General features: G+C 37.4%; 25 protein-coding genes and 1 riboswitch. Of the genes, 21 read left to right on the forward strand and 4 right to left on the reverse strand.

All coding sequences use genetic code 11. From position 1 onward, the window contains the following. Positions 1 to 49: 49 nt before the first annotated feature. The 16 genes from GJU32_RS02780 (at position 50) to GJU32_RS02850 (ending at position 17030) form a co-directional block, all read left to right on the forward strand. On the forward strand, positions 50 to 829 hold the full coding sequence (locus tag GJU32_RS02780; RefSeq protein WP_155590406.1) for a segregation/condensation protein A: 780 nt from the start codon (positions 50 to 52) through the stop codon (positions 827 to 829). Beyond that, the gene (gene scpB, locus GJU32_RS02785) at positions 801 to 1394 is read left to right on the forward strand and encodes an SMC-Scp complex subunit ScpB (RefSeq protein WP_155590407.1); all 594 of its coding nucleotides are present in this window, start codon (positions 801 to 803) and stop codon (positions 1392 to 1394) included. Before GJU32_RS02780 ends, scpB begins: the two co-directional genes overlap by 29 nt. Before the next feature lie 77 nt (positions 1395 to 1471). Continuing rightward, complete coding sequence (locus tag GJU32_RS02790) at positions 1472 to 2542, forward strand: D-alanyl-D-alanine carboxypeptidase family protein (RefSeq protein WP_155590408.1); 1071 nt, start codon at positions 1472 to 1474, stop codon at positions 2540 to 2542. Positions 2543 to 2860: 318 nt separating this feature from the next. Beyond that, on the forward strand, positions 2861 to 3592 hold the full coding sequence (locus GJU32_RS02795) for a pseudouridine synthase (protein WP_155590409.1): 732 nt from the start codon (positions 2861 to 2863) through the stop codon (positions 3590 to 3592). A gap of 335 nt (positions 3593 to 3927) precedes the next feature. Then, entirely contained in the window at positions 3928 to 4461 is a 534-nt protein-coding gene (resA, locus tag GJU32_RS02800) for a thiol-disulfide oxidoreductase ResA (protein WP_155590410.1), read from the forward strand. Positions 4462 to 4474: 13 nt separating this feature from the next. Further along, complete coding sequence (gene resB, locus GJU32_RS02805; RefSeq protein WP_155590411.1) at positions 4475 to 6151, forward strand: cytochrome c biogenesis protein ResB; 1677 nt, start codon at positions 4475 to 4477, stop codon at positions 6149 to 6151. Then, positions 6148 to 7329, forward strand: a complete 1182-nt coding sequence (ccsB, locus tag GJU32_RS02810; RefSeq protein ID WP_155590412.1) for a c-type cytochrome biogenesis protein CcsB — start codon at positions 6148 to 6150, stop codon at positions 7327 to 7329. The genes resB and ccsB overlap by 4 nt, the downstream gene beginning before the upstream one ends. Before the next feature lie 115 nt (positions 7330 to 7444). Further along, positions 7445 to 8161, forward strand: a complete 717-nt coding sequence (locus GJU32_RS02815) for a response regulator transcription factor (protein WP_155590413.1) — start codon at positions 7445 to 7447, stop codon at positions 8159 to 8161. Then, positions 8154 to 9926, forward strand: a complete 1773-nt coding sequence (locus GJU32_RS02820; protein ID WP_155590414.1) for an ATP-binding protein — start codon at positions 8154 to 8156, stop codon at positions 9924 to 9926. The genes GJU32_RS02815 and GJU32_RS02820 overlap by 8 nt, the downstream gene beginning before the upstream one ends. Positions 9927 to 10004: 78 nt before the next feature. Next, positions 10005 to 10538 carry an RNA polymerase sigma factor SigX gene (sigX, locus tag GJU32_RS02825; RefSeq protein ID WP_230874907.1) on the forward strand — a complete coding sequence of 178 codons (534 nt, stop codon included), beginning with the start codon at positions 10005 to 10007 and terminating at the stop codon, positions 10536 to 10538. After that, on the forward strand, positions 10535 to 11818 hold the full coding sequence (locus GJU32_RS02830) for an RNA polymerase subunit sigma (RefSeq protein WP_155590415.1): 1284 nt from the start codon (positions 10535 to 10537) through the stop codon (positions 11816 to 11818). The genes sigX and GJU32_RS02830 overlap by 4 nt, the downstream gene beginning before the upstream one ends. A 157-nt stretch (positions 11819 to 11975) precedes the next feature. Continuing rightward, a riboswitch (FMN riboswitch) is annotated at positions 11976 to 12163 on the forward strand. A 219-nt stretch (positions 12164 to 12382) separates the two neighbouring features. After that, complete coding sequence (locus GJU32_RS02835; RefSeq protein WP_155590416.1) at positions 12383 to 12970, forward strand: ECF transporter S component; 588 nt, start codon at positions 12383 to 12385, stop codon at positions 12968 to 12970. Between the two features lie 606 nt (positions 12971 to 13576). Next, the gene (locus GJU32_RS23525) at positions 13577 to 13708 is read left to right on the forward strand and encodes a hypothetical protein (protein WP_274381797.1); all 132 of its coding nucleotides are present in this window, start codon (positions 13577 to 13579) and stop codon (positions 13706 to 13708) included. Between the two features lie 175 nt (positions 13709 to 13883). Next, positions 13884 to 15230: a sodium-dependent transporter gene (locus GJU32_RS02840; RefSeq protein WP_155590417.1), complete on the forward strand. Its 1347-nt coding sequence runs from the start codon at positions 13884 to 13886 to the stop codon at positions 15228 to 15230. Positions 15231 to 15419: 189 nt separating this feature from the next. Next, the gene (gene glnA, locus GJU32_RS02845) at positions 15420 to 16754 is read left to right on the forward strand and encodes a type I glutamate--ammonia ligase (RefSeq protein ID WP_155590418.1); all 1335 of its coding nucleotides are present in this window, start codon (positions 15420 to 15422) and stop codon (positions 16752 to 16754) included. 90 nt (positions 16755 to 16844) lie between these two features. Continuing rightward, positions 16845 to 17030, forward strand: coding sequence for a sporulation protein Cse60 (locus tag GJU32_RS02850; protein ID WP_155590419.1), 186 nt, complete (start codon positions 16845 to 16847; stop codon positions 17028 to 17030). Between the two features lie 49 nt (positions 17031 to 17079). On the opposite strand, the gene GJU32_RS02855 is transcribed toward GJU32_RS02850, so the two are convergent. Then, positions 17080 to 17466 carry an NUDIX hydrolase gene (locus GJU32_RS02855; protein WP_230874908.1) on the reverse strand — a complete coding sequence of 129 codons (387 nt, stop codon included), beginning with the start codon at positions 17464 to 17466 and terminating at the stop codon, positions 17080 to 17082. A 165-nt stretch (positions 17467 to 17631) separates the two neighbouring features. On the opposite strand from GJU32_RS02855, the gene GJU32_RS02860 reads away from it, so the two are divergent. After that, positions 17632 to 18927: a helix-turn-helix domain-containing protein gene (locus GJU32_RS02860; RefSeq protein WP_155590421.1), complete on the forward strand. Its 1296-nt coding sequence runs from the start codon at positions 17632 to 17634 to the stop codon at positions 18925 to 18927. A gap of 36 nt (positions 18928 to 18963) precedes the next feature. Here GJU32_RS02860 and GJU32_RS02865 read toward each other — a convergent pair whose 3' ends face one another. Next, entirely contained in the window at positions 18964 to 20370 is a 1407-nt protein-coding gene (locus GJU32_RS02865) for a M20 family metallopeptidase (RefSeq protein ID WP_155590422.1), read from the reverse strand. A gap of 26 nt (positions 20371 to 20396) precedes the next feature. After that, positions 20397 to 21632 carry an MFS transporter gene (locus tag GJU32_RS02870; protein WP_155590423.1) on the reverse strand — a complete coding sequence of 412 codons (1236 nt, stop codon included), beginning with the start codon at positions 21630 to 21632 and terminating at the stop codon, positions 20397 to 20399. 290 nt (positions 21633 to 21922) lie between these two features. On the opposite strand from GJU32_RS02870, the gene GJU32_RS02875 reads away from it, so the two are divergent. The 3 genes from GJU32_RS02875 to GJU32_RS02885 all read left to right on the forward strand — a co-directional run bounded on the left by GJU32_RS02875 (position 21923) and on the right by GJU32_RS02885 (position 24330). Further along, entirely contained in the window at positions 21923 to 22786 is an 864-nt protein-coding gene (locus GJU32_RS02875; protein WP_155590424.1) for an AraC family transcriptional regulator, read from the forward strand. Between the two features lie 161 nt (positions 22787 to 22947). Then, positions 22948 to 23451, forward strand: coding sequence for a pyridoxamine 5'-phosphate oxidase family protein (locus tag GJU32_RS02880; protein ID WP_155590425.1), 504 nt, complete (start codon positions 22948 to 22950; stop codon positions 23449 to 23451). 90 nt (positions 23452 to 23541) lie between these two features. Continuing rightward, a complete protein-coding gene (locus GJU32_RS02885) occupies positions 23542 to 24330 on the forward strand; it encodes a GNAT family N-acetyltransferase (protein ID WP_155590426.1) in 789 nt (262 codons plus the stop codon). A 9-nt stretch (positions 24331 to 24339) separates the two neighbouring features. Here GJU32_RS02885 and GJU32_RS02890 read toward each other — a convergent pair whose 3' ends face one another. Then, a complete protein-coding gene (locus GJU32_RS02890) occupies positions 24340 to 24603 on the reverse strand; it encodes a phospholipase A2 family protein (RefSeq protein ID WP_155590427.1) in 264 nt (87 codons plus the stop codon). A 183-nt stretch (positions 24604 to 24786) separates the two neighbouring features. Between GJU32_RS02890 and GJU32_RS02895 the strand changes: the two genes are divergently transcribed. Then, on the forward strand, positions 24787 to 25836 hold the full coding sequence (locus GJU32_RS02895) for a DUF418 domain-containing protein (RefSeq protein ID WP_155590428.1): 1050 nt from the start codon (positions 24787 to 24789) through the stop codon (positions 25834 to 25836). Positions 25837 to 25841 lie beyond the last annotated feature (5 nt).

Genomic DNA, 25841 nt, shown 5'->3' on the forward strand with positions numbered 1-25841 from the left:
CTCCTTTCCACTATACTAAAAGAACATAGAATCTCAGGGTGGTAAAATAATGTCTTATGAAGTAAAATTAGAAGCCTTTTCAGGGCCTCTTGATTTATTATTGCATTTAATTCACAGATTGGAAATTGATATCTATGATATCCCAATGGCTGAAATTACACAACAATACATCGACCATATACATGCAATGCAAGTACTGGAATTAAATGAAGCAAGTGAATATTTAGTAATGGCAGCAACGTTGCTGGCGATTAAAAGCCGTATGCTATTACCGATTCATGAAGGAGAAATGGATGACGCAGAATTAGAAGTGGACGGTCCAGACCCTCGTGAAGAACTCGTACAACGATTAATCGAATATAAAAAATACAAGGAAGCAGCTACTAATTTGCAAGAGCTTGAAACGGATCGAGCACAAGTATTTACAAGGTCCCCAGCTGATTTAACAGGGTTAGCCTCAGAGGAACAAATGGCTTTGTTTGATTTGAATGTAAATATTTATGACATGCTTGGAGCATTTCAAAAATTGATGCGTCGAAAAAAATTAAAGAAACCACTAAAAACGACAGTAGCAAGACAGGAACGATCAGTAAAAGATCAAATGCGTTCTGTTGTTGATTCTTTACGGTCAACAGGTGGACGTGCATCATTTTTCGAGCTTTTTCCCTATGAAGATAAGCCGACACTTATTCTGACGTTTGTATCCCTTCTTGAATTAATGAAACGTCAGGTCGTCATCGTAGAGCAAGATGGTAACTTTGAAGAATTAATGGTTACCTTACAGAAGGAGGAATGGGAAAATGACGAAAACATTGATGATACAGAGTAAAATTGAAGCTTTATTGTTCGTTGTTGGAGATGATGGCTTAACGATTAAACAACTATCACAACTTTTAAGTGAACAGGAAGAGCTTATCATTCAGGCAATGAGCGCATTAAGTGAAACATATGATGAAGATTTAGCAAGAGGAATTACCGTGAAAGAAATTGCTGGCGTTTATCAGCTCATTACAAAATCTGAATTTGCGGATACGATTCAAAGATTAGTAGAAAACCCAACGGCACAATCCTTATCTCAAGCTTCCCTCGAAGTGTTAGCGATAGTGGCTTACAAACAACCAATTACCCGTGTAGCGATAGAAGATTTGCGTGGTGTAAAATGTGAACGTCCAATCCAAACATTGGTTTCACGAGGGTTAATCAAAGAGGTGGGGCGTTCAGAGGGAACTGGACGTGCCATCCTTTATGGAACAACAAAAGAATTTTTACATTATTTTGGCTTAAATAGTATAGAAGAAATGCCACCTCTTCCTGAAGAGGACCTTGTTGAAACAGAACAAGAAACAGATTTATTTATGACTAAATTCCAAGAGACATTTAGTGGTGCAAAATAATGGTTAGGTATAATGCGTAGCCTTCAACATAAATAGTAATCTATACTTTTCTATCATATTGAATAAGGAGTGGCTTGTTGCTTCGGATATTTCGTTTAACTCTGTTCATGTTCATTGTGCTAATGGTAATGCTTCCACAAATCAGCTTTGCTAGAGGAGGAAGTGGCTATGCTGTCTTAGATGGCGATACAGGTCGGGTTTTAATAGGATCGAATAGCGATGCACGGTTACCGATTGCTAGCTTAACAAAAATTTGGACAGCTCTCGTAGCAATCGAAAATAGTGACTTGCAAGATGAAGTCATTATATCATCAAAGGCTGCTACGTCTGAGGGCAGTTCTATTTATTTACAAGCTGGCGAAACGGTGACTGTAGAAACGTTATTGTATGGCTTAATGCTGCGTTCAGGCAATGATGCTGCTACAGCTTTAGCAGAACATGTAGGGGGCTCTGTTGAAGGGTTTGTGAAATTAATGAATGAAAGAGCTGTCATTGCTGGCCTTACCAATACCGTTTTTATGAATCCTTCTGGCCTCCATCATGAGGAGCATTTATCTTCAGCAAGAGATACAGCTGAGATGTTGAGAATTGCCTTGCAAAATAAAACATTTGAGAAAATTGCTTCAACGGTTCTTTATCGTGCGAATACGGTAAACGGAATGTTATGGGAAAATAAACATCGGTTATTAAGAGAAGGTTCAGGGGCGACTGCGGAAATAGATGATGATACGGAGCAGCCTGTAAATTCTTTAAGGTCAGCCACTGGAACGGCATTTGCAGGAAAAACAGGCTTTACAAAGGTTGCTGGACGTACGCTTGCAACTGCCTTTCAAAAGGACGGGCAAACCTGCATTGTCGTAACGTTAAATGCATCAGACGATTGGAATGTACATCGAGGCTTGTCCAATAAAGTATGGCAAGATTATAGCCTTGAAACCGTAGTGAAAAAGGGAAAGTACAATGTCAATAAGAAATTGGCTATACGTTTAGAGCAGCCCATCCGCCTACAGTTAAATAAAGAAGAAAAAGAACACGTACGGCAAGTTTTACACGTTTCAAGAAAACGTCAAGAAGCTGTCTTGTCAATCTTTATTGGTGAAGAGCGTATCTATGCAATACCAGTGAAAGTTGAATCAGCGGATCGTTAATAACGATTCGTTGATTTTTTTGTTTGCTTTAAAGGAATATCCTAGAAAATAGTAGATAATACGATTCACTTTTTTTTGAAATGAGTATACTTAATATAAGGGATTGTTCCTCAAAAAAATAGCAAGTGGATTTAGAAACTAGCTAAAGAAAAATTATTACGAATACTCTAAAAATAAATGTGAAATTTGTTTTTCTTTAATAATGCTTAAAAGTATGACATAATTTTCACAGATTAGCGGGAAAAATAACCCTATTCATTGGATCGAAATCGAATGATGACGAAAGTGTCAATGTGAAAGAAAACTAGAGGTGAAAAAATGGAAAGATTACAAAAAGTCATTGCATATGCTGGGGTTGCCTCAAGGCGCAAGGCAGAGCAATTGATTTTAGAAGGCAAAGTAAAAGTGAACGGTGTAGTTGTTCGTGAGTTAGGAACAAAGGTATCAAATTCCGATACAATTGAAGTAGAAGGCGTGAAACTTGAAAAAGAAGATAAGGTTTATTACTTACTTTACAAACCACGTGGAACAATTTCAGCTGTAACAGATGATAAAGGACGCAAAACTGTCACAGATTTATTTCATCATATTCCGCAACGTATTTTCCCAGTTGGTCGTCTTGATTATGATACATCTGGATTATTGCTATTGACAAATGATGGGGAATTTTCCTATATGTTGACACATCCGAAGTTTAAAATTGACAAAACGTATATCGCTCGTGTCAAAGGTGTTCCAACAATTGAAGGGCTTAAAAAGCTTCAAAGAGGTATTAAATTAGAGGATGGTAAGACAGCACCAGCTAAGGTGAGTATGATGTCCTTTGACGAAAAAGCTGGCAAAGCGATTTGTGAAATCACCATTCACGAAGGGCGCAATCGCCAAGTCCGTCGTATGTTTGAAGCAATTGGTACACCTGTTGTCAAATTAAAACGCGAACGCTTTGCTTTTTTAGATTTATACGGCCTTACTCCAGGAGAATTCCGTGAATTGTCAAAGCATGAAGTAAAGCAACTACGCGTGTTAGCAGAGACAGGAAAGCTTGATTAAAGGAACTTTGCCAAAAGAAAGTGTGGATACCACAAGCGGTATTTGAATGTTTACACTTTCTTTGTGGTGAAATCGTTCATAAATCATTCATAATTAATAGCTAAGTGTTTTTGTATCATTTTGCTATAATAGGTGAGAATAGTACACCTAGTAACAGTTTGTACAAAAAGAACTGTTGCATAGCTAATCTGGTATTGTTGACGTCAATTTGAAAGAAGTTTTTGCATACATAAAGACGTATATAAAATTAAAAAGTTCTATTGAGTCTTTGTAATGTAAAAGCTTTGCGTCTACAAAGTTTACGCTGAACCGTAATTGATAGGGGGTTTATTAACTTGGAGAAAAAGAAAAAGCGTCTCGTACTGCGAACTGTCATTTTAGCAGTGTTAGCATTGGCAATCGGGTACACAGTATATGGAACAGCGACAAAGGAAAAAGTAGAGTTAGTGGCAGTAGGCTCTGAAGCACCTGACTTCACGTTAGTAGATTTAAACGGTGAAAAACATAAATTGTCGGATTATAAAGGACAAGGGGTATTTTTAAATTTCTGGGGAACTTGGTGTAAACCTTGTGAGAAGGAAATGCCTGCGATGGATAATCAGTATCAAGTGTTTAAAGATCAAAATGTACAAACATTAGCTGTTAATATCGCTCAAACGGATTTTGAAGTGCAGAACTTTGTCGATCGATATAATTTGACATTCCCAGTAGTCATTGACAAAACGAAAAGTGTTATGACTGCATACAATGTAGGTCAATTACCTGCTACAGTGTTAATTGATCCAGAAGGCAAAGTGGCAAAAATTATTACAGGTGAAATGACGGAGGAAGATATTGCTTCGTACATGGAATTAGTGAAGCCGAAATAAGGAGTAAATGACGATGGAAAAAATCATTTGTGCTTGTGGTCATAGTAACCCATACGGCACGAAGCTCTGTGAGAAATGTGGTCGTCCTTTAACCGAAGAAGAAAAGCAAAATAAAGTAGTTGATATGCGATACGATGGCATGGCCATTCGCTCTAAAACATACAACAAATCATTTGTTGATAAAATATGGAATTTCTTCTCTAGTGTTAAAGTTGGTATATCCTTAATTATTACCACATTAATTGCTGCTTCAATCGGAACATTACTACCACAAGAGTTTTACGTAAAAGCTTCTGATATGGAGAAAGGTGCTTATTACGCAGACGTATATGGTACATTCGGTAAAATTTATTACAAATTGGGCTTATCGGATTTATATAGCTCATGGTGGTTCCAAATTTTAGTTGGTATGCTGGCTGTATCGATCATAGTGGCGAGTCTTGACCGAGGAATCCCACTTTATAAATCATTAAAGAATCAACGTGTGAAAAGACATGAGAGCTTTATGAAGCGTCAACGCATTGTTGCAGAAGGACAAGTGACAGCAAGTGCAGAGGAAACGCTTGATAAAGTGGCACAAAAAATGACTGAGATGAGATATTCTGTTCGTCGAGATGGTAGCGCTCTCTTAGCTGAAAAAGGACGCTTTTCTCGTTACGGTCCGTACATAAACCATGTCGGTCTCATTATCTTTTTAAGTGGGGTCATGCTACGTCTAGTCCCAGGCTTCTATGTTGATGAATCGATATGGGTTCGTGAGGGCGAGACACGTGCGATTGCTGGCATGGACGGTTATTTCATTGAAAACCGTGATTTCGTTTTAGAGACACATGATAATACACCGCAGGGAGAGCAAGTCAAACAGGGTGTGAATGTAGTTGCTAAAAATTTCCAAACTGATATTACATTATACAAACAGCCTGATGACGCACTACCGGGTGATACAGAAAATCTAGAAAAAGTAAAAGATTATTCGATTCGTGTAAACCATCCTTTGAAAGAAGATGGCTTTGCTCTTTACCAAATGGATTATCGTTTAAATGAATTAAAGCAAATGAATTTTGAATTAATCAATAAGACAACTGAAAAATCACTTGGTGAGGTTGAAATTGATTTAACAAACCCTAAGAAAGAATACGATTTAGGCAATGGTTCTTCAGTTCAGATTCTTGTCTATACACCAGATTTTGATGGCTTTGAAAATGGTGAGCCACAAACAAAAACATCTATTCCAAATAATCCAGCATTTTTATTTAAAATGACAACGCCAGAAACACCAGAAGGCGAAGTTAGTTTTGTTGAAATTATGCAACCTCCTTTAGAGCCGCTTGGTGAAAATAAATATAGAATGAAATTTGCAGCAGCAGAGATGCGTGATATGTCAGGTATTACAGTTCGTAAAGATAGTACTATTCCTATCCTATTTGTTGGGGGCGTCATCTTTATGATTGGTGTTGCGATTGGTTCTTACTGGAATCACCGTCGTTTATGGCTACAGGTAGAACCAGATGGCCGGGTGTTAATGGCTGCTCATGTCAATAAAAATATGTTCAGCATGAAAAAGGATTTAGATGCTGTCACTACATTTGCTGCATTGCCTTCGTATAATGATCAGTTAGAGAAAGATGAGGCTGGCGAAGAGTCCACAAATGGTGGCAATAAAGAAAAGGAAGGTGACAACACCTTATGAGTTTGATTGACATAAGTGGAAACCTATTATTTGTAGCGTTTATTGCTTATCTAGTTGCGACGTTATTATTTGGTGGTTCAATTAAGCAAACAAATGCTACTGGTAAGAATACTGGTAGATGGGGCCAGCTTGCCATTGTGGTAACCATTATTGGATTCCTATCACAGCTTGGCTATTTTATTACGCGTTGGATCTATACAGGACATGCGCCAGTAAGTAATATGTTTGAATTTACGACTGCCTTCGGTATGTTTATCGTTGGTGCGTTTATCTTAATTTATTTTATTTATCGTCTGACTGCACTTGGATTAGTAGCATTGCCTGTAGCACTTTTAATCATTTCTTATGCAGCAATGTTCCCGAAAGAAGTAAGTCCATTAGTACCTTCGTTACAAAGTCACTGGCTAACGATTCACGTAATTACAGCAGCATTAGGACAATCTATTTTAGCCATTAGTGCTGTGGCAGGGCTTATTTACTTATTAAAAGTAGTAGACTTATCAAAGCCTTCAAAACAACGATTTTGGTTAGAAGCCGTGATGTACTGTCTAGTAGTAGTTGTTGGTTTTGTCGCAGTGACATCTACATTCAGTGCCATGGATTATGAGTCTAGCTATAATTATGTTGATAAAGAAGGGACTTCTCGTAAAATTATTTACAACTTACCGCCAATTTTCGGTATGAATGAGTACGAAGTGGTTGAAGAACATGGTATGTCACCATTAGTAGAAATGCCAGCATTAATTAATGCTAAAAAATTAACAACTGTGGTTTGGTCATTATTGGTAGGGTCTATATTATATTTATTAATTCGTTTAATCGCTCGACGACGAATTAGTGCCATTTTCCAACCACTTGTTAAACGTGTTAATTTACAATTACTTGATGAAGTTGGTTATCGTTCAGTGCTTATTGGTTTCCCTGTATTCTCCCTAGGTGCTCTAATCTTTGCGATGATTTGGGCACAAATTGCTTGGAGTCGTTTCTGGGGTTGGGATCCAAAAGAAGTATGGGCTCTTATTACATGGTTATTCTATGCAGCATTCCTGCATTTACGTTTATCAAAAGGCTGGGAAGGTCGAAAATCGGCTTGGTTAGCATTAATTGGTTTCGGTATAATTTTATTCAACCTAATTGCTGTTAACTTAATTCTTGCTGGTTTACACTCCTACGCGTAACCTGTGAAGCAACAAGCCTTTTCGCTCTAGCGAAGAGGCTTTCTTTTCTTTTCAATATGTGTCACACCATGTACAATAGAAGTTAAAGAAAGATTGGAAGAGAGGGATCGTGAAAGTGTCAGAAAATATTTCAGTATTAGTAGTAGACGATGAGGATCGTATTCGCCGCTTATTAAAAATGTATCTAGAGCGAGAAGGATACCTTGTTGACGAGGCAGAAAATGGTGAAGAAGCGATCGAAAAATCTTTAGAAAAAGAATATCACTGTATTTTACTTGATATTATGATGCCTGAAAAAGATGGGCTAGAAGTGTGTGCTGAAATTCGAGAACGCGCAGCAACACCAATTATTTTATTAACTGCAAAAGGCGAGGAAGCGAATCGTGTACAAGGCTTTGAGCTTGGCGCAGATGACTATATTGTAAAACCATTTAGTCCTCGTGAGGTTGTGTTACGTGTGAAGGCTATTTTACGCCGATCACAGGCATTCTCACCAACGACAAATGCATCCACTTCAAAAGATTTAGTGGTGTTCCAGCATCTAATGATCGATCATGATGCACACCGTGTTACAGCAGAGGGTATTGAGGTCAATTTAACGCCGAAAGAGTATGAATTACTATACTTCTTAGCGAAATCGCCAGACAAAGTATTTGACCGTGAACAACTACTGAAAGAGGTTTGGCATTATGACTTCTTTGGTGATTTACGTACAGTTGACACACACGTAAAGCGATTACGTGAAAAGCTCAACCGAGTTTCTGAGAACGCTGCTAAAATGATTGTGACAGTTTGGGGCGTTGGTTACAAATTTGAGGTTGTCAATGAATAGAATATGGAACAGTGTTGTCGGGAAGCTATGGGTAACCATATTGCTTCTCGTTTCATTTGTATTATTTGTTTTCACGGTATTGATGCTTGAATTTCTTCAAAACTACCATATGCAGCAAGCTGAAATTTCCTTGCGTCAAACGGCTGCAACTGTGGCGAGTATAGTGGACGACAACGAAACAGCAGAATCTACTTCGGAATTATTAAAAGATATATTACCTAAAGGTACCAATGCATTAATTGCTATTAGCCATGTTGAAGTATCCTTTGCAATGCAAGAGGGTGTGAATAAAAAAGAAATACAAGATACCATTTTAGCAAATAAATCTTTTCATGAAGTTTTTCAATCAGATGAACCAATCACCAAAGAAATGATGATGCCTTCTTCGACCGATCAAGAAAAAATGGAATCCTATGTTGTGCTTGGTTTCCCGTTGAATGTTGAAAATGCAGTACATGGAGCTGTCTTCATCTATCAAAGCCCAGATGCGCTACATAAAACGTCTAAGGAAACAACGAAAATTGTATTTTTGGCGGCATTCATTGCCTTTGTGTTGACAACATTTTTTGCGTTTTTCCTTTCTTCACGTATTACGTCACCACTAAGAAAAATGCGTGAGTTAGCTTTTGAAATTGCTAAAGGTAATTTTGAAGCAAAAATGCCGACAACTCAAAATGATGAAATTGGTCAGCTTGCCGTTGCTTTTAACCAAATGGGTCGTCAATTAAAACACAATTTAGAGGTCATCAATCAAGAGAATGAACAGCTTTCAAATATTTTGACATCTATGACAGATGCGGTTATTACATTTAATCGTGACCGTACAATATTATTAAGTAATCCACCAGCGGAACGCCTTATGCAAAAATGGTTTGTGAACAAAGGCTCACAAAGTGCAAAACCAATTCCGCCAGAGTTGTATCATATGCTTGATCATGTGTTGATGTTTGAGGATAAACTAGAAGAGGAAATTGAAATGGATGGGAACTACTATACCTTTACAATTAGCCCTCTTTACAGTGGAGAAATGATACGTGGTGCTGTTGCTGTTATTCGTGATATGACCGAACAACATCGCTTAGAAAAACTAAGATCCGATTTTATTGCCAATGTCTCTCATGAACTACGTACACCAATTGCCATGCTGCAAGGATATTCTGAAGCATTGATGGATGATTTTATTCAGGATCAGGAAGAACGTAATGAGATAACAAAAATCATTTATGATGAATCCAAACGGATGGGCAGACTGGTTACGGATTTATTAGATTTGGCTCGAATGGAATCAGGGCATATGACGCTCTATAAAGACGAATTACCGATTAATTCTACATTCGAACGAATCACGCAAAAATTTGCACAGGTGGCAAAGGAAAAGCATGTTCGTCTAACATTTGACAGTGAATTTAATGACGATGCCATCATTAATATAGATGAGGATCGTATTGAACAAGTGCTTACGAATTTAGTTGATAATGCACTAAGACATACAGATGAAGGGGCAGTCACTGTAAAAATTGAGCAGGAGCCCACATTTGCAAAAATATCTGTACAAGATACAGGTCATGGCATTCCTCAAGATGATTTACCATATGTTTTTGAACGTTTTTATAAAGCAGATAAGGCACGTACACGTTCCAAAGGTGGTACTGGTCTCGGCTTAGCTATTGCTAGAAATATTGTGAAGGCACACTCAGGAACTATTATGGTAGACAGTGTGCTAAAGGAAGGCACGACCTTCACTTTTTATTTACCGTTCGATTAATAACGTGTATTGCTATTAATTGGCTGTAACTTATATGAATGTAAGACGACAAATATTATAGAACGGGGGTGGAGTGCTTTGAATGACTCCGTGTTCCATCGACTATACGATGCATATCACCAAGACGTATTCCAGTTTTTAATATATTTAGTAAAAAACCGTACACTTGCTGAGGATTTAGCGCATGAAGTTTATGTACGAGTATTGCGCTCATATGATCAATTTGCAGGTAATAGTAGTGAGAAAACATGGCTTTTTGCTATTGCCAAAAATGTTGCGATTGATCATTTTAGAAAGCAAGCTGTACGCCAAAAGCATTCACTTGATTTCTTTGACTGGGAAACGGAACAGCTCCATTCAACCACACCATCACCGGAAGATATGTTACAGGCCAGTGATGATTTTATGCAGGTAGCGTCAGCACTTGAACACTGTACAGGCGACCAAAAAATGGTTATTGTTATGCGCTATTTTCAGGATTTATCAATTGCCGAAACGGCGCAAATACTAGATTGGACAGAAGCTAAAGTAAAAACAACCCAGCATCGAGCCATTAAATTTTTAAGGCAACAGCTACAGCCGATTAGAGAACAGGAGGCGAAACGGCAATGACGCATAAGCCATTTGATGATGAGCAACTTGAACATGTATTGAACAATGCCCCTAAGCTTTCTGACCACCGTTCAAAAGCAGAAATATTAAATCGGTTAATGGCAGATGCTCGCTTGCAGGATAATATTCACCTTCAGGAAGCTATACAACAACCAATAGAGGATGAACAAACGCAGGAACAAAGTAATCCTTTGATTCAAGAACGATCAACATCTAAGCTTCGAAAAATGCAAATTTTTATGAGTGTTGCAGCAGTTTTTGCGTTAACCATACTCGTAGGCTCGATGGTAATGAATAATAATATTGAGCACAAAGATCAAGCTAGTAATGCCGAAATGGCTCAATTTTCTACTGTGCAGGAAGATCAATCAGCAAAGGACGCTGCTCCTCAAGACGAGGCACTCCAATCAAATATTGTATCAGAGCATGAGCGCATGTTATCTTTACGCACATCTGTTTATGAAGAAGATGTGAAAGATGCTGTCGTTTTCCGTATTGGTTTGGCAGGACGAGACGCAGAAAGTGTTCCAATGACGTATGTGGTACCAAATGAGCGTGTAGCAACTGATTTTGGAACAGAGGAGAAACCTTCTACCTTACAGGTGTATGAAAAATACGCGCCTCAAATAGATGAGGAAGCCAAAGGGTTTACGGATTACCATCCTTATAAAGGTGAACTAAAGGAAAAAGATGATAAGATTGTCCATGTATTACCTAAGGATAATGACTACGATGTTGCTTCAGCTACTGTAAATGAGTACAAAGGAACTTTGGAAGATACATTCTCAGATTCTGAGTATACAGAAGTTGAGATTCAAAATGAAGATGGAACACCATATGAATTTTCTCAAGAAGGTGAGCCAAGTCAAGGTATGTCATTAACGAAAGCTAAACAATATAATTACTATTTATACCAAGATCCTAATGGAGCTGAATATCTATCACCAGATTTCCGTCAAACATTTGCTAATGTTACAGAGGCACTTACACTGATGAAAAATAAAAATGATGATGTCTATGTGACTGTTGTCCCTGAAAACGTGACATACACAGTCAAAGAGGAAGCAGAAGGTGTAGTCGTTACATTTGATATTCCACTTGATTTAACATCAATGGAACCAATCCGTGCAACACAACTGATCGAGGCCATGATGCTTACTGCTGCTAGCTTTGATCAACAACTACGCTTAGATAATGTTGTACAAGAAAGCTGGGAAGGTTTCGATTTAAAAACTTATTTGCCAAAACCTGTTGGGCCAAATAAACAATATATGCCTTAGTCTAAGAAAATAAAGCGAAAAATGGAGCATCCCTGTATGGTGGGGATGCTCCATTTCGATTCACAATACATACAAATCTAATAGGATTTTTTTGAGCAGAACTATTTACTTTTTCTTAATAATTATTTATAGTAAGGCTGTAGAATAAAATAATATGATTCATCTTCGGGGCAGGGTGAAAATCCCGACCGGCGGTAATAGAGTTATAAATCGTTAATGATTTTTCATTAACTCGAGTGGTTTATGCTAAACTCTTCAGCCCGCGACCTGTGCAATTTTTTTTGCATGGCTGACTTGGTGAAATTCCAAGGCCGACAGTTAAAGTCTGGATGGGAGAAGATGGAGGTACGATCGTCATTCATTGTTATGAAATAAACTATGACCGAGCGCTCTTTTGTATGATTTTATAAAATAGTGCTTAAAAAATAGTTTATGATGACGCTTATTCGTCATGCCTTTCTCCCTTATGCTTATCGATGCGTAAGGGTTTTTTCATGCTAACAATTGAAAGATCGTCACCTTTCTTCTTGCGAGATTGAATCAGCAAAGAGGAGAGAGTTTTCTATGAAGAAAAATGTCAAACTTCAATCGTTTATTACGATTGGCATGCTGAGCAGTATTTCATTTTTATTAATGCTTTTTAATTTCCCAATTCCGCCATTCCCAGCATTTTTGGAAGTCGACTTTAGTGATATGCCTGCTTTACTAGCGGCCATCACAATGGGGCCAGTTGCTGGTATTTTAGTAGAACTATTTAAAAATGTGTTGGATTGGATTTTCTCAGGTACGCCAACTGGTGTGCCGGTAGGCCATATGGCAAACTTTACAACAGGTATATTATTTATATTACCAGTAAGCTTTATTTTTAATCGATTCAAATCAATTGCTGGTCTTGTTGGAGGTTTAGCTACAGGAACAGTTGTGATGGCAGTGGGAATGAGTCTTTTAAACTATGCAGTATTTTTACCAATGTATACGTACTTCTTAGGAATGGAACCTGTTGTAGGTGACTCACTTTATAAAATGATCGTCGCTGGAATTTTACCATTTAATATTGTGAAAGGTATTTTATTAACGGCAATCATGGCGTTATTATTTACAACAATGCGTAAATGGATTGACCGTCAGCGCTCTATGTATATAGCAAAATAATTTGCGATGAACCTCGGGTGAATGTCCTCGAGGTTTTTTTGTTGGGGATGGATAGAAATAGAAAACTGGTGGATAGAAGTATTAAAGTGACGGATAGAAATATTAAAGTGATGGATAGAAGTATTAAAGTGATGGATAGAAATAGAAATAGAAATGGTGGATAGAAGTATTAAAGAGATAGATAGAAATGCAAAAGTGGTGGATAGAAGTATTAAAGTGATGGATAGAAATAGAAATGGTGGATAGAAGTATTAAAGTGATGGATAGAAATAGAAGTGGTGGATAGAAGTATTAAAGTGATAGATAGAAATGCAAAAGTGGTGGATAGAAGTATTAAAGTGATGGATAGAAATAGAAATGGTGGATAGAAGTATTAAAGTGATGGATAGAAATAGAAAACTGGTGGATAGAAGTATTAAAGTGGCTGATAGAAATAGAAATGGTGGATAGAAGTATTAAAGTGACGGATAGAAATAGAAAACTGGTGGATAGAAGTATTAAAGTGGCTGATAGAAATAGAAATGGTGGATAGAAGTATTAAAGTGACGGATAGAAATAGAAAACTGGTGGATAGAAGTATTAAAGTGGCTGATAGAAATAGAAATGGTGGATAGAAGTATTAAAGTGGTGGATAGAAATAGAAAACTGGCGGATAGAAGTATTAAAGTGATGGATAGAAATAGAAAACTGGCGGATAGAAGTATTAAAGTGACGGATAGAAATAGAAATGGTGGATAGAAGTATTAAAGTGATGGATAGAAATAGAAATGATGGCTAGATGTATTAACTGACAAAAATAGAAAAAAGTAATAGAATATGAAAATCGACTAGTTCTTTATTATTATAACCTAGTCCAAGGTCAAGTTTTCATGTAGAATAGAGAAGAGTTTAGAATGTTGAGGAGTTTGAAGAGATGAGTGAAAAAAAAGGACAGTGGTCAAGTAAATTCGGGTTTATTTTAGCATCAGCGGGTGCTGCGATTGGACTAGGGGCAATTTGGAAGCTTCCGTATGTGACAGGACAAAGTGGCGGAGGAGCGTTTTTCCTAATCTTTGTGCTATTTACATTGTTGATAGGGTTGCCTATGTTATTGTCAGAGTACATTTTAGGTCGGGGTACACAATCGGAGGCAGTAACCGCGTATAAAAAAATTGCTCCAACAAAACCAGGCTGGGCTTGGGTCGGTCGGATGGGCGTGCTTGGTTGTTTTTTATTATTAACTTTTTATAGTGTTGTTGGAGGCTGGATCTTTATTTATAGCGGGCTAGGTGTAGCTGGAACTGTAATAGATTCTGCAATTGATCCAGCTGAGCTATTTGGAAAGATTATAGGGACACCTTGGATCACACTAGTAGGTTTGGCTTTGTTTACATTAGCAAATGTACTTGTTATTTCATTAGGTGTACAAAACGGGATTGAAAAGGCGAATAAATGGATGATGCCGTTGCTCTTTATCATGTTCATTGTCCTTGTTTTACGTGCTGTCACGTTGGATGGCGCAATGGAGGGAGTAAAATTCTTTTTATGGCCAGATTTCTCTAATATTACTAGTAAGGCATTATTAGAAGCATTAGGGCAATCATTCTTTGGTTTAGCGGTAGGGTTTTCATGTCTTGTTACATATAGTTCCTATCTGAAAAAGGATGTCAGTCTTCCAAATTCAGCAGGTTCTGTCGTGTTGCTAACTGTACTTGTCTCATTTTTAGCGGGATTAGCGATTTTCCCAGTTGTGTTCGCCTTTGATTTAGAGCCAGCGGCAGGACCGGGTTTGTTATTTATGGTGTTGCCAACAGCTTTTAGCCAAATGCCTTTTGGGGAAGTATTTTTAGCAATGTTTTTATTGTTATTTTTATTTGCCACATTAACGTCTTCGTTTAGTTTATATGAAATTATTGTAGCGGCAATTATGGAACATAGTCAGAAGTCTCGTCCGATGTGGACGTTTATTCTTGGTGTAGTCGTGTTTATTGCGGCCATTCCAGCAGCGCTTTCCTCTAGCCTTTTATCGGATATAACTATTTTTGAGAAAAGTATTTTTGATGCAACTGATTTTTTAGTGTCAAACTTAATGCTGCCGTTAGGGAATTTCTTCATTGCTATCTTTATTGCGTATGTAGTGGATAAGGAATTTGTGAAGAGAGAATTGCTGATGGGAAGTCAAATGGGACAGGGCTATTATTCGACATACCGTGTGTTAATGTTAGTTGTTGTACCGATTGTTATTCTGGTAGTGTTCGTTAATATGCTATTGCAATATTAAAATAAAGGTAGGTGTATCCATTGAGAAAATGGGTACACCTTTTTAATGTATCGAAAATCAAGATAAGTATATTCTAAAAAAACAATGTAATAAAACCTAACATAAATATTGCGTATTTTTCACTTTCAATGTATTTTAAGAATAGTTATAAAAAACGTGTTAACTAAAATTACATTGGAGTGGTGAAAAATGAAACATTATACAAAAGAAGATATTGTACGCCGAGTAAAGGAAGAAAATGTGAAATTTATTCGCCTACAATTTACAGATATATTAGGAACAATCAAAAATGTAGAAATACCTGTTAGTCAATTAGAAAAAGCACTGGACAATAAAGTCATGTTTGACGGTTCATCGATTGAAGGTTTTGTGCGTATAGAGGAATCAGATATGTATTTAAAGCCTGACTATGATACATTTGTAATTTTTCCTTGGACGGCTGAAAAAGGAAAGGTGGCACGCTTCATTTGTGATATTGCGAGACCAGATGGTACACCATTTGAAGGGGATCCTCGTTCCAATTTGAAACGTGTTTTAAAGGACATGGAGGACTTAGGCTTTACTTCATTTAATTTAGGACCAGAGCCAGAATTTTTCCTGTTCAAGCTGGATGAAAAGGGGCATCCAACTCTTGAATTGAATGATAGCGGTGGCTATTTCGATTTAGCACCGACTGATCTGGGGGAGAATTGTCGTCGTGACATCGTCTTAGAGTTAGAAGGTATGGGTTTTGAAATTGAGGCTTCCCATCATGAAGTAGCACCTGGTCAGCATGAAATTGACTTTAAGTATGCAAGTGCCATTGAAGCATGTGACAATATTCAAACGTTTAAGCTAGTTGTAAAAACCATCGCAGCACAGCATGGACTACATGCCACATTTATGCCAAAGCCGCTTTTTGGTGTCAACGGCTCAGGAATGCATTTTAATCTATCGTTATTTGAAGCCGATAAAAATGCTTTCTACGATGAACATGCGGACTTACAATTAAGTACAACAGCACGCAGCTTTATGGCAGGGATTATAAAGCACGTACATGGCTTTACAGCTATCACAAATCCACTTGTTAATTCCTATAAACGATTAGTACCTGGCTATGAGGCTCCTTGTTATGTAGCATGGTCTGCTCAGAACCGTTCACCACTTATACGTATTCCAGCAGCTCGTGGTCTATCAACACGTATTGAGTTACGTTCAGTGGATCCAGCAGCAAATCCTTATTTAGCAATGGCTGTTATTTTAGCATCGGGACTCGACGGTATACGTAAAGATTTAACGCCTCCTGCGGCTGTAGATCGTAATATTTATCAAATGACAGCATCGGAACGGGAGTTAAACGGTATTGATAGTTTACCATCCTCATTGGAATATGCGCTTATAGAATTAGAGATGGATACCATTGTACGAGGTGCATTAGGTGATCATATTTACGATAAATTCACCGCTGCAAAAGAAATTGAATGGAATAAATATCGCACACGCGTCCACAACTGGGAGCGTGAAGAATATTTAACGATGTACTAAAAAAGTGTTGGAGCTGTTTGGCTCCAACACTTTTTACATGTGACATTACCTTCTTTTTGAACTATCATTAGAGTAAAGGAGTGTGGGGCAATGACACAAACGACTCAAGTTGTAACAATTCAAAACAATGATATTGTACAATTTGAACATGATATTAATCGAGCTTTAGTAGATTTGCAAAGCTTTTTTATACTTGATATCAAATACAATACTCTCTATATTGGGGAACAGACGGTCATCCATTCTGCTTTAATTATTTATCAACATAACGAATAGCATACACCTATGTACAGCAAGATGAGTCATGTCTAAGACGTGACTTTTTTTATTTGAATAACGATAAAAGAAATGTTCGATCTTCTGGAAAAGTTAATGCTAATTGTGTCACTTCATCTTTAGATTTCCATGCGATGTCATAAATTAATTCGTCGGGATCATGAATCATCATTTGTCCACCAGTCACGACAGTTTCAAAGTAACGAACTTCCACTACTTCATTCAGCTTTAGATAAATTTCTTTAATGATATCTACTATATAGCCGGTTTCTTCATAAACTTCACGGATACAGCAAGCTTTAAAATCTTCGATTGCCTCTTTACCACCTGATGGAACAGCCCATGTTTTTTCTTCTTCAACAGTTCCTTGCAATACCATTAACAACCGATTATGTTCATTCAAACAAATAGCAGCAGCACCTTGCCATTTTGACAAGAAAAAAACCTCCATTTCATCTTTGTTTATACTATTTTTACCTATAAAGTGCGCGATTGTAAATATGTATGAAGCTGACATATATAATTTATATGCATTCTATATACTTTTGCTATAATAAAAATATCAAATTTTTCATGTTGTCCGAACAGAGGAGGGGTATTCTTGAAAATACGGTTAGGTCTTCTAGGTCCTTCAGACTCACTTGAATTTGTGGAATCTGTCCTGAAAAATTGGCCGGAGTTTATATGTACCTCGATAGAGTGTTTAACAGAAGAGGATTTAGATGACAAAGTAACACCTCTATTGAAAGAAGAAATGGATATGTGGCTGTGTACGGGTTTAATCACCTATAATATCGTGCAAAGCTGGAATCAGCTAGAAGCACCCATTTTCTATGTTGTTTATAAAGGTTCTTCCTTGTATAAAACAGTGTTACGAGTATTGTATGAACAAAAAATTGACGTAAACGAAATTAGCTTTGATGCTGGGGATAGTACCGCATGGGAGCAGGCTTTAGTTGAGGCGGGAATCGAAGTAAAGCCTAAATTTGTGGAATCGGAGACGATATCATTAAACGAGCTTGTAGTATATCATTTTAAGCTTTGGGAAAGTGGTCAAACAAAGGCAGCCATTACAGGTCACCCCATTCATCATGAGTTGCAGCGACTAGGTGTTCCGACTTATCGACTGTTTCCATCCTCTATGGCAGTAGAGGCAGTTGTGACGAATATGCTGCGTACGTATGAAATGTTACGTTATAAGGCGACGCAAATCGCCGTTCAAATCATTGAGATTGATCCATTTTTAGGAATCGCAAAGGATAGCTTCTCAACAGATGAGCTGTTTAGAATGGAGCTTAAGATTATGGAGCATTTGCTGACATACACTAAAAGCATTCATGGTTCTATTAAATCTACAAGATTTGGGCGCTATGTGATCTTCACTACTAGAGGTTTAATGGAGGATATAACGAGAAATTTTAGACAAATGCCTGATATTGAAGATTTCACTCAGCTAGATCAAGAGAAGATGACTTGTGGAATTGGCATTGGACAAACGGTATATGATGCAGAAATTAATGCTGGGAATGCCTTATTGCATGCGAAGGAATGTGGTAAGGGTTCATGGATGATTTGTTTTGATGATAAAAAAATAGCTGGACCACTAGGAAAACCAGAACAACTTACATATTCCTACACCTCAGAAGAATTAGAGGCATTAAGTCAAGAAACATCATTAAGTGTGATGACATTAAATAAATTAAAATCTTCGTTGAAAAAACTAGCAAGTGATGAGCTGAATGCCAATGAGCTTGCTAAATATATGCAAATACCAGCAAGAAGTGCACGCAGAATATTAACAACACTTGAGGAAAAGGGATTTGCTGAAGTGGTTGCAGAGGAAAAGCCTCACACTCGCGGACGTCCACGTAAAGTATATAAAATTTCCCCATTCTAAAAAGAGAGCCCATGTAAGAATGGACTCTCTTTTATATTAAAAACGAATTTTATATTGCTTTACCTCTGGTGGCAGGGGGGAAGTATACATCTCACCAGCTCGGCGTTCCACCAATTCTGCCTTCGCTTGCTCAATTAATTGTGGTTTTTGAAGGATATCCAGTGCTGTGGCAGCCATGATTTTACCAGCATGAAGCATGCCTTTGTGTGCTAAAGATGTTGTACCTGTAGCTACGATTTGCCATGTATGAAGAGGCGTTCCAAGTGGTTCACATGCCGTCATGCATTGTGCAGTTGGAACAATCCAGCTAACGTCACCAACATCTGTAGAGCCTGCCATAAATTCATCTGGCCTAAATGGGTCGATGACATCCGCAATATCTTTTCCAGCTAGTTCACGATTTCTTTGCACATCTACCTTTTTTTCCTCTTCGGATAAGGTTTCGCGAATAGTCTGCGCAAAGTGAATTTCCTCAGCTGTATAAGATGGAATACCTAATTTTACGAAGTTTTCATACATAATTTGTTCTAACGTTGTATTAGGTATCACATTAGAGAGGGCTGAGGCGAGATCAATGGCTACCTCTGTACCTGTCATCAGAGCAGCACCTCTTGCAATATCACAAATACGTTGGTAGATATCTTCCGTTTGAGATACTCTTGGGGCTCTCACAAAATATAACACCTCTGCCTCGGCTTGTACGACATTTGGAGAAGATCCACCTGTATTTGTGATGGCATAATGGACACGTGCTTCAGGGATGATATGCTCGCGTAAATAGTTCACTCCAATGTTCATAAGCTCCACAGCATCAAGGGCACTTCTACCTAAGTGAGGGCTAGCGGCAGCATGAGCACTTTTACCTTTAAATTTAAAATATACTTCGTAACAAGCAAGTGTAGCGACAGACATGATATTATTCGTCGTTCCTGGATGCCATGTCAGGGCAATATCGACATCATCGAAAACACCTTCTCTTGCCATAAAGGTCTTACCGCCACCGATCTCCTCGCCAGGGCAGCCGTAATAGCGAACCGTCCCTTTAATGTTGTTTTCTTGCATGTAATCACGAAGTGCAATAGCAGCGGCAAGTGAACCTGTACCTAATAAATTATGACCACAGCCGTGACCATTTCCTCCTGCTTGTAGGGGATTCGGCTGCGCTAAACCGCCACTTTGACTTAAGCCAGTAAGCGCATCAAATTCCCCTAAAAATGCGATGATAGGTTTGCCACTACCAAAAGTCCCCATGAAGGCGGTTTCAATATGGGCAACACCTTTGCTTACTTCAAAACCTTCTTCCGCTAGTGTCTTGCATAATAGTTCAGCAGATTTAAACTCTTCAAAACCTGTTTCTGCATATTGCCAGATTTCATTGCTCACTTCAATTAATTTTTCTCGTTTTTCCTCAATAATTTGAGAAAGCCTATTATGATTAGTCAAATAAACGCACCCTTTACTTTCATTTTTTAAGCATGATCAATTAAACTACTATTCTTTGACGGAATTCTATAGAACACAGCACAAACTATAACAATGACTAAAGCGCCAATAAGGAAGAAGAATGCCGCCTGAAATGATCCGCCAAAACCATCAATTAGGGCACCCATTGCCGTTGGTGCAATAAAACCTGCCATGCCACTGGCAAAATACATCATCCCTAAAAACGAACCGATGATTTTTTGAGAAACATACTTAAGTGGAATTGCCAGTATAGCCATTGAAATCGCAGAATCGCCTATTGAGAAAACACTCTGATAGGAAATGGCTAGCTGAATAGTGGACGCATTGAACATCATATACAAGCATAGGCCAGAAACGATGGCACCAACTAAAACAATTATTTTTTCCTTTCCAGCCAGCGCTTTATCGATTAAAAATCCAGTGACAATAGCAGCGACTAATCCACAAGCTTGTGGAATCATAGCAAGGGATCCTACTTCTCGTAAATTTAGATCACGAGTTTGTTCTAAATAGGAGGGTAGCCATGAGGAGAAGCCCCAATGGACTGTACTTGAGCAAAAGTACATCACGACAAGGAGCCATAAAAATGAACTTTTATAGAGCTCTTTCATTGGACGATCATCGGAAAGCTCTGCTGCTGATTCTTGCTGTTTTACAATTTGTGGTGGGTTGTAATATTTAAATAATAAAACAGTGACAACTAAACCTACACCACCAATGATGTAAAACATTGTGCGCCAACCCCAAGTATCTGCAATTAAACCAGCCAAATATAAAGCAAGAACACCACCGATTAATTGAGCAGCTAGTAGCATCGATTTAGCTCGTGCACGAACATCCTTCTTGAAAATCTCTGTAATTGCAACACCACTACCTGTTGGCAAACCACCGTCACCTAGACCGAGTATAAAGCGGATAGCTAAAAGAGCCATAAAAGAGCCAATCATCCCAGTAAGTAGGGAGAAGAGGGAAATCATGAATACAGCAATAACAATTATTTTTCTAGAGCCAAACTTATCAGATGCCCATCCTGCAAGCAGGGTCATTAGTGCACTGCTTAGCCAAAAACTGCTGATGACCATCCCACTTTGTGTTTGCGTTAAATGTAATTCCTTACTAATTGGAATAATTGCAACATTCATACCAAACAATGTTAATGAATCGACTAACCATGCTAGAAATAACAGTGAAAAGATAAAATTACGTTTACCAGCACTCATTTCTGTACGTAAAACATTCATTCAATTCTGCCTCCTTTTTATAGATCCTTACATTATTCTTCATTCGCTATTTAAGGACAATAAAGGTCTTGTCCGTTATTATAAATACATTATTGTTATTTTTCAATATATTTTGATTTCGAGTACAATGAAATTTAGAGGAGAAAGAGAAAAAAATGTATATAAAGTACGGAATTAAGCAGGGTGAAGAGTTCAAAAAAGTGCTTCCAATTTGACCTGTCCAACGTTAGCATAAAAAGACAGGATATACAGCATTATCTATTTTAAGATGGTATCAAGGAGTGAGAGCAATGAGTTGGATTGAGTCGATACAAAAGGCTATTAATTTTATGGAGGAGCATTTGTTAGAGGACATTACTATTGAACAGATTGCACAGGAGGTTAATTCTTCTGTCTTTCATTTTCAACGAACGTTTGCCATTTTAACGGATATGTCCATTGCGGATTATCTACGTCGCAGAAAATTAACATTAGCTGCACAGGAATTAGTGGATACGGAGCAAAAAATAATCGATCTCGCCTACAAATATGGCTATGAAACTCCTGAAGCTTTTACAAAAGCGTTTCGTAAACAGCATTATGTAACGCCTAGTGAAGCAAGAAAGAAGCGAGGTCCATTACAATCATACAATCGCCTGGTCATCCAGGTAAGCTTGAAGGGAGCAGAACCAATGAAGTATAAAATCGTAGAAAAAGAAAAGTTTCAAATTGTTGGTGTAAAAAGAACGTATAATTGTCAAAATGGTGAGAACATAAGAGAAATTCCATCATTTTGGCAAGAGGTAAATGAGAGTGGCTTTGACCATCAGCTCTACCAATTAAATAATGGTATCATAAATGGCGTACTAGGTGTTTGTGTACCAAATACAAGCCAAGGAGAACAAGGCTACATTGATTACTGGATTGCAACAAATCATGTAGGTGATGTGGGAGAAGAGCTATTAGCGATGGAAGTACCAGCATCAAAATGGGTAGTGTTTGAGGTTCATGGTCCTATGCCAGATGCGATGCAAAATACTTGGAAACAAATTTATTCTGAGTGGTTCCCATCGAATCCATACGAACCAGCAGGAACAGCAGAGCTTGAGGTTTACCCTGAAGAAGATGCATATAGCCCTGATGCATACGCTGAAATTTGGATTCCAATTAAATAACAATAAAGCCAAGAATGCTAAAATAATGCATTCTTGGCTTTTCTTATTCAAAAAAATATCCTTTTTTTAGGTATATTAAAGATGTAAAATATATATATGTTAAGAGTTAACGATTTAATAGTTTTATAAATCGTTACACATTTTCATGAGGGGGTTAAAATATGACAAGAGGTGCTATTCAAAACAAGCGTGTAGAAATTTCTAAAGAGGAAACACAGCAATTCTTGAAATTGGGAAAAGTAGCGCATGTTGCAACTGTTGATGATGAAGGTTTCCCTTACGTCATTCCGTTTGTCTATGTGTATAAGGGGGATGATAAACTTTATTTGCATATTGGCAATATACGAGAAAGTCATTTTTGGTCAAATATCAAACAAAATCCAAAAATCTGTATAGAAGTGAGCGAAATGGGCGATCTACATCCAGGGAAAAAATATGCCTGTCAATCGGCATTAGTCTACCATAGTGTAGTACTATTTGGACAGGTAGTACGTATTGAGGATGAGTCAAAGAAAGAATGGTTCTTTGATGCGCTTCTTGAGAAATATGGCAATCCTGAATGGACATTTGAAAAAGAAGGCTATCCAATCATGCCTAAAATTGAATTATTTGAAGTACAAATAGAAAAAATAACAGGAAAAATGAATCAAGGCATGTATCATTAATTTAACAGAGCTAAGAATGTTAGATTATTACCATTCTTAGCTTTTCTGTTTTACAGTAAAAAAATATCTTTAAAGAATGGAGAGATATACATGATAAAGGTTGCGAAAGAAAATTACCCCATCATAAAACAAACAATTAAAAGAGCGCCGACATTTGTTTATAGTATACTAGACGGACTAATAGAAGGATCTGTTTATACGGATACAGACACTTTCCAAACATTATTATTTCACACGAAATCAGGAATTTATTATGTCCATGGCAAATCATCTGAGACTGCAATTGATCACCAGCTTACATGTTGCTTCCAAGAATCTATAGAGCAAAAGAAACGTTTTACATTATTCTCTTACTCAGAACATTGGCATAATAAAATTGAGCAACTGCTATATGATCAAGTTAAAAAATTAGAACGCTACACATTTACATTTGATGAAAATATTTATAACCGTAGGGAGAAAAATGGGGTACACAATTACGAGGTTAAAGCTATTACAGAACACCTTATTAATAATTCACTGGAATTTGGTCAGACATATTATGATGAATATTGGGATTCTACTGCTCATTTCCTTGAAAAAGGAATTGGTTTTTGTTTCGTACATAATGAACAAATTATTAGTGAAGCTGTATCGATTTTTAAATCGAATGACTATGCAGAAATTGATATTATGACAGATTCAAATTATAGAGGGCAAGGATTAGCTAGCAGGATTGCAGAGACATTTATCGATCATTGCCTTGCCAATCAACTAAAGCCTTGCTGGGATTGTGATATTTCGAATACGGCATCCATTCATTTAGGCACAATACTAGGATTTACAAATCCACAAAAATACGCCATCTATATAAAAAAAGAGCTCACGCAGTTATCGTGAGCTTTAAGATTAAAAAAATCGATTACGTAATTCGAACACACGATAAAACAGCCTCGCATCTCTAGCCATTTTATTGGGTGCATTCATATGGGGGCGAAGGCAGTTTTGAAACAATTCATCACAGTATCTTATATTACCGTGGCGTGCATAGCATTCGTCGTGTAGTTTACAGCATGCATCCACTGCATTTGTAGGCTCACCTGGACCAGAGCAACCAGGTCCACAGTATCGATAACCGGGGTAACAAAAACCGAACTTGCGATTTCTATTCATCTGCTAAACCTCTCTTTACTATGTTTTTACTATAAAATATGTAACATTTCTCAGTAGAAGAGGATAAAAAACTATAAGGCTATTCTTTTTGATTTGTAAGGTTCCTGTAAGCTTTAAAAAAAATAGCTGTAAGGATGGGGAGTTATGCTTGCTATAGCATAAAAGATAAGGAGTTAATTTAACATGAATTCATCCATTACACAAAAGGAACGCATTGTTTCCTTGGACATTATTCGAGGATTAGCGTTATTTGGAATTTTATTTATTAATGTAGGCGCCTACCAAGTGATTATGGAGGGTGGCCCAATGCCTGATTATAGCGGCATCAATGGCGTAATAGATGCACTTATCGATATCTTTATTGAAAAGAAATTCTTTTCTATTTTTTCATTCCTCTTTGGCGTTGGTTTTTATATTTTTGCTTCACGTGCAGAAGCACGAGGGGATAGACCAAGATGGCGCTTTGCCAGACGTTTATTTGCTCTATTGATTATTGGGATACTTCATATTTTCCTATTTTGGGGTTCAATTCTTGCCATTTACGCAGTGATTGGATTTTTATTGTTACCATTTTATCATGCAAAGGTTTCAACAATTTGTAAGTGGTTAATGACAATCATCACACTTCATATCCTTGCTATACTAGGTCAAATGTATATGCCTTCTAATGCCATTTTATCAGCAATTTACGGTTTTTTAGGCAATGATGCTGTAGCTATTTTTATCATGTTTTTAAGTGGTTTTTTAGTAGCGAAGGCTGATTGGATTGGTCATATTGGAGCACATGCTAAAAAAATAAAATCGCTGCTTTATGTGACATGCCCATTCTTTATTGGATTTTCACTGTGGATTTGGTTTGCATCACAAGCAGATGACCAACAATTACAATCGATTATTGGTTTAGGAGTTGTTCCAACAACGTATTTTTATTTAGCTTGTTTATTTATGCTATTAGAGAATAAACAAATTGCGAAGCTTCTTCAACCAGTTAGTCGAGTTGGACAAATGGCATTTACAAACTATTTGGCACAAAGCTTTATTGGTACAGCTATCATCTCTATAATGGGTTTAGAAGTAGTTTCACCATCAGATATTGTAGTAATAGCGAGCATCATTTTTATCATTCAAATTATTTTTAGTATGATTTGGTTTAAATTCTTTACTATTGGACCATTTGAAAAGCTATGGCGTTACATGACATATGGCAAAAAAGTAATGACAAAACAATCATAAACACT

The organism is Lysinibacillus cavernae (genome assembly GCF_009724685.1).
Classification (GTDB): domain Bacteria; phylum Bacillota; class Bacilli; order Bacillales_A; family Planococcaceae; genus Lysinibacillus; species Lysinibacillus cavernae.